Below are 8,357 nucleotides of genomic sequence, written 5' to 3'. Positions count from 1 at the left end.
CCCCTCGGGGGCCGGCGGGCGTCGTCGTCGCGACCGGGGCTCAGGCCGTGGCGGGCATCAGCTCGGCGGCGATCGCCTCGGCCGCCCGGCGCAGCACGGGCACGGCGCGGCGGCCGAACTCCTCGTCCACCCGGGACACCGGCCCGGAGACGGAGATCGCCGTGGGGGTCGGCGCCCCGGGCACCGCCATCGCGTAGCAGCGCACGCCGAGCTCGGTCTCCTCGTCGTCGATCGCGTAGCCGCGCTCCCGGATCCGGTCGAGGTCCGCGAAGAGCTCCTCGAGGGTCCCGATGCTCTTGGGCGTGGGCGTGGACATGCCGGCGGCGCCCACGATGGCGCGGATCCGTTCGTCCGGCAGGGTGGCGAGCATCGCCTTGCCCACACCGGTGTCGTGGGTGTCGGCGCGGCGGCCCACCTCCGTGAACATGCGCATGGACCGGTTGGACTGGGCCTGGGCGATGTAGACGACCTCCTGACCGTCGAGCACGGCCATGTTCGCCGACTCACCGAGCTCGGCCACCAGCTCGTCCAGCCGCGACCGGGCCGCGGAGCCGAACTGGCGCCCGGCGGCCTCTCCCAGCAGGATCAGCCGCGGACCCAGTGCGTAGTTGCGATTGGGCAGCTGACGGACGTAGCCGGAGGGCACCAGGGTGCGCAGCAGCCGGTGGATGGTGGGCAGCGGCAGCTTCACGGCGGCGGAGAGCTCGCTGAGCGACATCTCCCCACCGGCCGCGGTGATCACCTCGAGGAGCTCGAACACGCGCTCCACCGATTGCACACCGCCCGAGCCGGCTCGTGCGGTCGTCGTGGTCATGGCCATCTCCCGTCGGTACAGCCCGGCCGCCTCGTGCGCCGGGTGAAATGTCGGCGGCCGGATCCGTGACAGGTGTCACGAAAGATCCTTGCCAACCTCGGCTGGCTCCCATAATATCCATAATACGAAAGTTTCATTCCACGATGCGACTGAAACGGTCGCACCACAGCCCTTGGAGGAACCATGGCCACGCCCAGTCCCGGATACTCGATGATCCTGCGTGTGGAGGCCCCGGCGGGCCTCACCGTCACCAGCGAGCTCGCCACCGCCGCCGCCCGGGCCGGCGCGGCCGTGACCGCCCTCGACATCGTGGAGTCCCACGCCGGCCACGTCGTCGTCGACGTCAGCTGCAACGTCTCCGACGCATCCCACCGCGACGAGGTGCGCGACGCCCTCGAGTCGCTCGACGGCGTCCACGTGCGCAAGATCAGCGACCGCACCTTCCTGATCCACCTCGGCGGCAAGATCGAGGTCACCCCCCGCGTCTCGCTGCGCAACCGTGACGACCTCTCCCGCGCGTACACCCCCGGCGTGGCCCGGGTGTGCATGGCCATCCACGACAACCCCGAGGACGCCCGGCGGCTGACGATCAAGCGCAACACGGTGGCCGTGGTCACCGACGGCACCGCGGTGCTCGGCCTGGGCGACATCGGCCCCGCCGCCGCCCTGCCGGTCATGGAGGGCAAGGCCGCCCTGTTCAAGGCGTTCGCCGGCGTGGACGCGTGGCCGGTCTGCCTCGACACGACGGACACCGACGAGATCGTGCGCATCGTCAAGGCCATGGCACCCGTCTACGGCGGGATCAACCTCGAGGACATCGCGGCCCCGCGCTGCTTCGAGATCGAGGCCCGGCTGCGTGCGGAGCTCGACATCCCGGTCTTCCACGACGACCAGCACGGCACCGCGATCGTGGCCCTGGCCGCGCTGTTCAACGCCCTGCGCGTGGTGGACAAGCAGATCGGCGAGGTCAGGGTCGTGGTCTCCGGGGTGGGCGCCGCAGGGCACGCCATCATCCAGCTGCTCAAGGCCCAGGGGGTGCAGGACATCGTCGCCTGCTCCCGCAAGGGCGCCATCCACCGCGGGGAGAGCTACGACGACCCGCACCGGCAGTGGATCGCCGAGAACACCAACGAGACCGGGTTCTCCGGCTCGCTCAAGGAGGCGGTGGTGGGCACCGACGTCTTCATCGGCGTCTCCGCCCCCGATCTGCTCGACGGGGCCGACGTGGCAGCCATGAACGACGGCGCGATCGTCTTCGCCATGGCCAATCCCGACCCCGAGATCGACCCGGGCGTCGCCGCGGAGCACGCGGCAGTGGTCGCGACCGGCCGCTCGGACTTCCCGAACCAGATCAACAACGTCCTGGCCTTCCCGGGCCTGTTCCGCGGCCTGCTCGACGCGGGGGCGTCCGACATCACCACCGACATGCTGGTCGCCGCCGCGCAGGCCATCGCCGGCTGCGTGGCCGAGGACGAGCTCAACGCGAGCTACATCGTCCCCAGCGTCTTCGACCAGCACGTGGCTCCGGCCGTGGCCGAGGCCGTGCAGCAGGCGGCCCAGCAGGACACCCGCCAGCTCGCACCGGTGGCCGCCCGCTAGCAGCACGCCACCGAGTCCGCACCATCGGGCGTCGCCGCCCAGCACCGCGGGCGGCGACGCCCATCGAACCCAGCACCGAACGGAGACCACCATGGCCATCGAGTTCACCACCCCAGCCGGCCTGGACCGCGCGAGCGAGATCCTCACCGCCGAGGCCCTCTCCTTCGTGGAGGCCCTGCACCAGAACTTCGCCGACCGCCGCGCCGAGCTGCTCGGCCTGCGCGAGCAGCACCGCCGCCGCGCGGCGGAGACCGGCACCCTGGACTTCCTCCCCGAGACGCGGGAGATCCGGGAGAGCGAGTGGCGGGTCGCCCCGGCGCCGCCCGCCCTGCAGGACCGCCGGGTCGAGATGACCGGGCCCGCCTCCCCCGCCAAGATGGCGATCAACGCGCTGAACTCCGGGGCGAAGGTGTGGCTCGCCGACCTCGAGGACGCCTCGAGCCCCACCTGGCACAACCAGGTGGACGGCGTCCTCAACCTGCTCGACGCCGCCCGGGGCACCCTGAGCTTCACGTCCCCGGAGGGCAAGGTGTACGCGCTGCGCCAGGACGCCCCGCTGGCCGTGGTGGTCACCCGGCCCCGCGGCTGGCACCTGCCCGAGCACAACGTCACCGTGGACGGGCAGCCCGCCTCCGGCGCGCTCGTGGACTTCGGTCTGCACTTCTTCCACACGGCGAAGCTGCTGCTGGCCGACGGTCACGGGCCGTACTACTACCTGCCGAAGATGGAGTCCCACCTCGAGGCCCGGCTGTGGAACGACGTGTTCACCTTCGCCGAGGAGCACCTGGGCATCGAGCACGGCACCGTCCGGGCCACCGTGCTCATCGAGACGATCCCCGCGGCGTTCCAGATGGAGGAGATCCTCTGGGAGCTGCGCGAGCACGCCTCCGGGCTCAACGCCGGGCGCTGGGACTACCTGTTCAGCATCATCAAGTACTTCCGGGACGCCGGCGAGAAGTTCGTCCTGGCGGACCGCTCCACCATCACCATGACCGCCCCGCTGATGCGGGCCTACACCGAGCTGCTCGTGAAGACCTGCCACCGCCGCGGCGCCTTCGCGATGGGCGGCATGGCCGCCGTGATCCCCAACCGCCGCGACCAGGAGGCCACCGAGGCCGCGTTCGCCAAGGTGCGCGCGGACAAGACCCGCGAGGCCACCGACGGCTTCGACGGGTCCTGGGTGGCCCACCCGGACCTGGTGCCCACCTGCCGCGAGGTCTTCGACGGAGTCCTCGGCGAGAGGCCGAACCAGGTGGACCGGCTGCGCGAGGACGTGCAGGTGAGCGCCGAGCAGCTGCTCGACGTCGCCAGCGCCGGGCGGGTGAGCACCCAGAAGGAGCTCGCGGCCAACCTCTACGTGGCGATCCGCTACACCGCGGTGTGGCTGTCCGGCAACGGGGCCGTGGCGATCCACAACCTCATGGAGGACGCCGCCACCGCCGAGATCTCCCGCTCCCAGATCTGGCAGCAGATCCGCAACGGCGTGGTCTACGAGGACACCGGGAACACCGCGACCCGCGAGCTCGTGGCGGAGGAGCTCCAGCGGCAGAAGCAGGTCCTGCGCGAGGAGGTCGACCCGGAGTCCTACGAGGCGCACTTCGAGCCCGCGGCGGCCCTGATCGCCGACCTGGTGCTGGGCGAGGACTACGTCGACTTCCTCACCCTGCCCGCCTACGAGCTGCTCGAGCAGTCCGGCCGCGTCCGGGCGGTCACGAAGTGAGCGCCGGCGACCTGGGCACCGGGACGCTGGGCACGGCCTTCCGGCAGCGCGCGGCCGAGCTGCTGGCCGGCACCGACGAGCTGCTCCAGCGGTCCTACCCGGGGGACCCCGGAACACGCCAGCCCGTGCACACCGTCTACCTCCCGGCCGACAGCTTCACCCCGGCGACCGCCGGGAAGTGGGGGGAGCGCGCCGCCGAGTCCGTCGCCGGGCTCGGGGCGGCCGCCCTCGCGGAACGAGTGGCTCCCGAGGGTGCTGACCCGGGTCTGGTCGACCGGGTGGCCCGTGCGGTCGAGCGCAAGCTCGCCACCGAGCCCGTCGAGGACGTCCGCTTGGACTTCGAGGACGGCTTCGGCGACCGCGGGGACCGGGAGGAGGACGAGTGGGCCGTGCGCGCGGCGCGCACCGTGGCCCTGGCCGTCCGGGAGGGCACCGCGCCGCCGTACATCGGGATCCGCTTCAAGTGCTTCGAGGCCGCCACCCGGGACCGCGGCCTGCGCACGCTCGACCTGTTCGTCACCACCCTGGTGCGCGAGGGCGGGCTGCGGGAGGCCGGGCACAGCGAGGACGGCCTTCCCCGCGGCCTCGTCCTCACCCTGCCCAAGGTGAGCACCACGCAGCAGGTCGACGTCATGGTCGAGGCCTGCGAACAGCTCGAGACGGGCCTCGGGCTGCCGGCCGGGCGGCTGCGGTTCGAGGTGCAGATGGAGACGGCCCCGATGATCCTGGGGACCGACGGCACCTGCCCCATCCCGGCGATGCTCCACCGGACGGGCGGACGGGTCGAGGCCCTGCACTACGGGACCTACGACTACTCCGACTCCCTGCAGATCGCCGCCCAGTACCAGTCCATGGAGCACCCGGCCGCCGACCACGCCAAGGCCGTCATGCAGGTCGCCGTGGCCGGCACGGGGGTGCGACTCTCCGACGGGTCGACCAACATCCTCCCCGCGGGGGACGAGCAGCAGAAGCTGGCCGCCTGGCGGCTGCACGCCCGTCTGGTGCGCCGCTCCCTGGAGCGGGGCTACTACCAGGGGTGGGACCTGCACCCGCACCAGCTGCCCACCCGCTACCTCGCCACGTACTTCTTCTACCGCGAGGGCTTCCCCGCGGCGGCGCTGCGGCTGAAGAACTACGTGCACGGCATCGAGTCGGAGATCATGGACGAACCGGCCACCGCCCGCGCCCTGGCCCGCTTCGTCCACCGCGGCGTGCTGTGCGGTGCGATCTCCGGGGAGGAGCTCGAGGACGGCGCCGGCATCGGCGAGCACGAGCTCTTCTCCCTGGCCCACCCCAAGGCCGCGGCACCGGCCGCATCGACCACCGGAGGCGACTTCAGATGACCGAGACCACCTACCACGCGCCGCACGGCGGCCACCCCGACCAGACCCAGCTGCTCACCGACCGGGCGATGTTCACGGAGGCCTACGCGGTGATCCCGCGCGGGACCATGCGCGACATCGTCACCAGCCGGCTCCCGTTCTGGGAGGACACCCGGGTCTGGGTGCTGGCCCGGCCCCTGTCCGGCTTCGCGGAGACCTTCTCGCAGTACATCGTGGAGGTCGCCCCCGGCGGCGGCAGCGACCGGCCCGAGACGGAGTCCGGCGTGGAGGGCGTGCTGTTCCTCATGGAGGGGACGCTGGCCCTGACCGTGGACGGCGAGGAGCACGACCTCGTCCCCGGCGGCTACGCGTTCCTCCCGCCCGAGTGCGAGTGGACGGTGCGCAACACCGGCGGGGAACCCGCCCGCCTGCACTGGATCCGCAAGGCCTACGAGTACGTGCAGGGCATCGAGGTGCCGGAGCCGTTCGTCACCAACGAGCGGGAGGTCGAGCCGACCCCCATGCCGGGCACGGACGGCAAGTGGGCGACCACCCGCTTCGTGGACCCGGACGACGTCCGGTACGACATGCACGTGACGATCGTGACCTTCGAGCCGGGCGCGGTGATCCCCTTCGCCGAGACCCACGTGATGGAGCACGGGCTCTACGTCCTCGAGGGCAAGGCCGTCTACCGGCTCAACCAGGACTGGGTCGAGGTGGAGGCCGGCGACTTCATGTGGCTGCGGGCCTTCTGCCCCCAGGCCTGCTACGCGGGCGGCCCGGGCCGGTTCCGGTACCTGCTCTACAAGGACGTCAACCGGCAGATGAAGCTGCGCTGACCCGACGGCGATCCCGTCCCCATCGACCGGACCCCGTGCCGCCCTGCCACCGCGGCGGCACGGGGTCCTTCCACGCCCTCGGAGCCCCATCCTGACTTTCCACATCCCGAAATAGTTATTCCAATAAGGGATTGACCTGCGTCACAGACGGCCGTACGCTGTTTCATAAGACAGAAGATGGCTTCCACATCACGAAATATGTGGCGGTCCCGTCCGAATCAGGAGGATCCAGATGTCCTACACCGTGAACTGCTCCATCCTTCTCACCGGTCTGCCCCTGCTCGAGCGCCCCGCAGCCGCCAAGGCCGCCGGCTTCGACGCGGTGGAGTTCTGGTGGCCCTTCGCGGAGTCCGTGCCCGCGGACCGCGACGTCGACGCCTTCGTGGACGCGATCCGGGACGCGGGGGTGCAGCTGAGTGGGCTGAACTTCAACGCCGGGGACATGCCGGGCGGAGACCGGGGCCTCGTGTCCTGGAAGGGCCGCTGCGGGGAGTTCAAGGAGAACATCGCCGTGGTCGCGGCCATCGGCGAGCGCACGGGGTGCCGGGCCTTCAACGCGCTCTACGGCAACCGCCGGCCCGAGCACACGCCGGAGGCCCAGGACGAACTCGCGGTGCGCAACCTCGTGGCCGCCGCCGAGGGCGTGGCCCGGATCGGCGGCACCGTGCTGCTGGAGCCGGTCTCCGGGACCGAGGCCTATCCCCTGAAGACCGCCCAGGACGCCCTCGACGTCATCGCGAAGGTCCGGGCCGCCGGCGCCGGCAACATCAGGCTGCTCGCCGACTTCTACCACCTGTCGGTCAACGGCGACGACGTCAGCGCGGTCATCGAGAAGCACGCCGCCGACTTCGGCCACGTCCAGATCGCCGACGCCCCCGGCCGCAACGAGCCCGGCACCGGCGAGCTCCCGCTCCAGGAGTGGATCGAGCGCAGCCGGGAGCTCGGCTACTCGGGCTACGTGGGCCTCGAGTACAAGGCGTCGCAGCAGGACCCCTTCGCGTGGACCTCCGTGTGGTCCGCGGCCCGCACCCGCGCCTGACGCCCCTCCTCCCCCGCACCTGCCACCACCGCCCGGCGCACGCACCGCACGGGCCCCCACAGTGAGGAATCCCACCATGACCAACGTCACCGTCATCGGACTCGGCATCATGGGCCTGCCCATGGCCAAGAACCTCGTCAGGGCCGGCTTCGACGTCGTCGGCTTCAACCGCTCCCAGGACAAGATCGACCAGCTCGTCGAGGCCGGCGGCCAGGGCGCCTCCAGCGTGGCCGAGTCCGTCGCGACCGCAGACGTCGTGATCACGATGGTCCCGGACTCCCCGGACGTCGAGGGCGTCGTGACCGGTCCGGACGGCGTCTTCGCCCACGCCGCGAAGGGCACCGTCTGGATCGACGCGAGCTCCATCCGCCCGGACGTGGCCGCGCGCCTGTCCCGGGAGGCCGTCGAGCACGGTCTGCGCCCGCTGGACGCCCCGGTCTCCGGCGGTGAGCAGGGCGCCATCGATGCCGTGCTGTCGATCATGGTCGGCGGCGAGGCCGCGGACTTCGAGGCCGCCCGCCCGGTGCTCGAGGCCGTCGGGAGGACGATCGTGCACGTGGGCCCCGCCGGCTCCGGGCAGACCGTCAAGGCAGCCAACCAGCTGATCGTGGCCGGCAACATCCAGCTGCTCGCCGAGGCCATCGTCTTCCTCGAGGCCTACGGCGTGGACACGGACGCCGCGCTGAAGGTGCTCGGGGGCGGTCTGGCCGGCTCCAAGGTCCTGGACCAGAAGGGCCAGAAGATGCTGGACCGCAACTTCGACCCGGGCTTCCGGCTGCAGCTGCACCACAAGGACATGGGCATCGTGACCTCCGCCGCCCGGGAGGCCGGCGTGGCCGTGCCGCTCGGCGCGATCGTCGCCCAGCTCGTGGCCGCCACCGTCAACAGGGGTGACGGCGGACTCGACCACTCGGGTCTCTTCACGCTCGTCGAGGAGCTCTCCGGGCGCTCCGGCCGCTGACCTGTCCCACCCCGCCCCACCGCTTCCCGACCCGATCCCGGGTCCTGCTTCCAAGGAGTTCAT

General features: G+C 71.5%; 7 protein-coding genes. 6 read left to right on the top strand and 1 reads right to left on the bottom strand.

What is annotated here, in order from left to right; translation table 11 throughout:
• Positions 1 to 40 precede the first annotated feature (40 nt).
• On the bottom strand, positions 41 to 814 hold the full coding sequence (locus ACFU0Y_RS04665; RefSeq protein WP_380213282.1) for an IclR family transcriptional regulator: 774 nt from the start codon (positions 812 to 814) through the stop codon (positions 41 to 43).
• Between the two features lie 183 nt (positions 815 to 997).
• On the opposite strand from ACFU0Y_RS04665, the gene ACFU0Y_RS04660 reads away from it, so the two are divergent.
• From ACFU0Y_RS04660 to ACFU0Y_RS04635, 6 genes are all read left to right on the top strand, one after another.
• Entirely contained in the window at positions 998 to 2,413 is a 1,416-nt protein-coding gene (locus tag ACFU0Y_RS04660; protein WP_380213281.1) for an NAD-dependent malic enzyme, read from the top strand.
• A gap of 91 nt (positions 2,414 to 2,504) precedes the next feature.
• Positions 2,505 to 4,133: a malate synthase A gene (aceB, locus tag ACFU0Y_RS04655; RefSeq protein WP_380213280.1), complete on the top strand. Its 1,629-nt coding sequence runs from the start codon at positions 2,505 to 2,507 to the stop codon at positions 4,131 to 4,133.
• Positions 4,130 to 5,476, top strand: a complete 1,347-nt coding sequence (locus ACFU0Y_RS04650) for a DUF6986 family protein (RefSeq protein ID WP_380213279.1) — start codon at positions 4,130 to 4,132, stop codon at positions 5,474 to 5,476. The genes aceB and ACFU0Y_RS04650 overlap by 4 nt, the downstream gene beginning before the upstream one ends.
• The gene (locus tag ACFU0Y_RS04645) at positions 5,473 to 6,294 is read left to right on the top strand and encodes a bifunctional allantoicase/(S)-ureidoglycine aminohydrolase (RefSeq protein WP_380213278.1); all 822 of its coding nucleotides are present in this window, start codon (positions 5,473 to 5,475) and stop codon (positions 6,292 to 6,294) included. The genes ACFU0Y_RS04650 and ACFU0Y_RS04645 overlap by 4 nt, the downstream gene beginning before the upstream one ends.
• Positions 6,295 to 6,526: 232 nt before the next feature.
• Complete coding sequence (locus ACFU0Y_RS04640; protein WP_380213277.1) at positions 6,527 to 7,333, top strand: hydroxypyruvate isomerase family protein; 807 nt, start codon at positions 6,527 to 6,529, stop codon at positions 7,331 to 7,333.
• A 76-nt stretch (positions 7,334 to 7,409) separates the two neighbouring features.
• Positions 7,410 to 8,294: a 2-hydroxy-3-oxopropionate reductase gene (locus tag ACFU0Y_RS04635; protein ID WP_380213276.1), complete on the top strand. Its 885-nt coding sequence runs from the start codon at positions 7,410 to 7,412 to the stop codon at positions 8,292 to 8,294.
• Positions 8,295 to 8,357: the final 63 nt, after the last annotated feature.

This window comes from Kocuria sp. NPDC057446 (assembly GCF_042802875.1).
GTDB lineage: Bacteria > Actinomycetota > Actinomycetes > Actinomycetales > Micrococcaceae > Kocuria.
The sequence above is the reverse complement of the archived record's forward strand: the minus strand, read 5'-3'. Positions and strand labels throughout refer to the sequence as shown.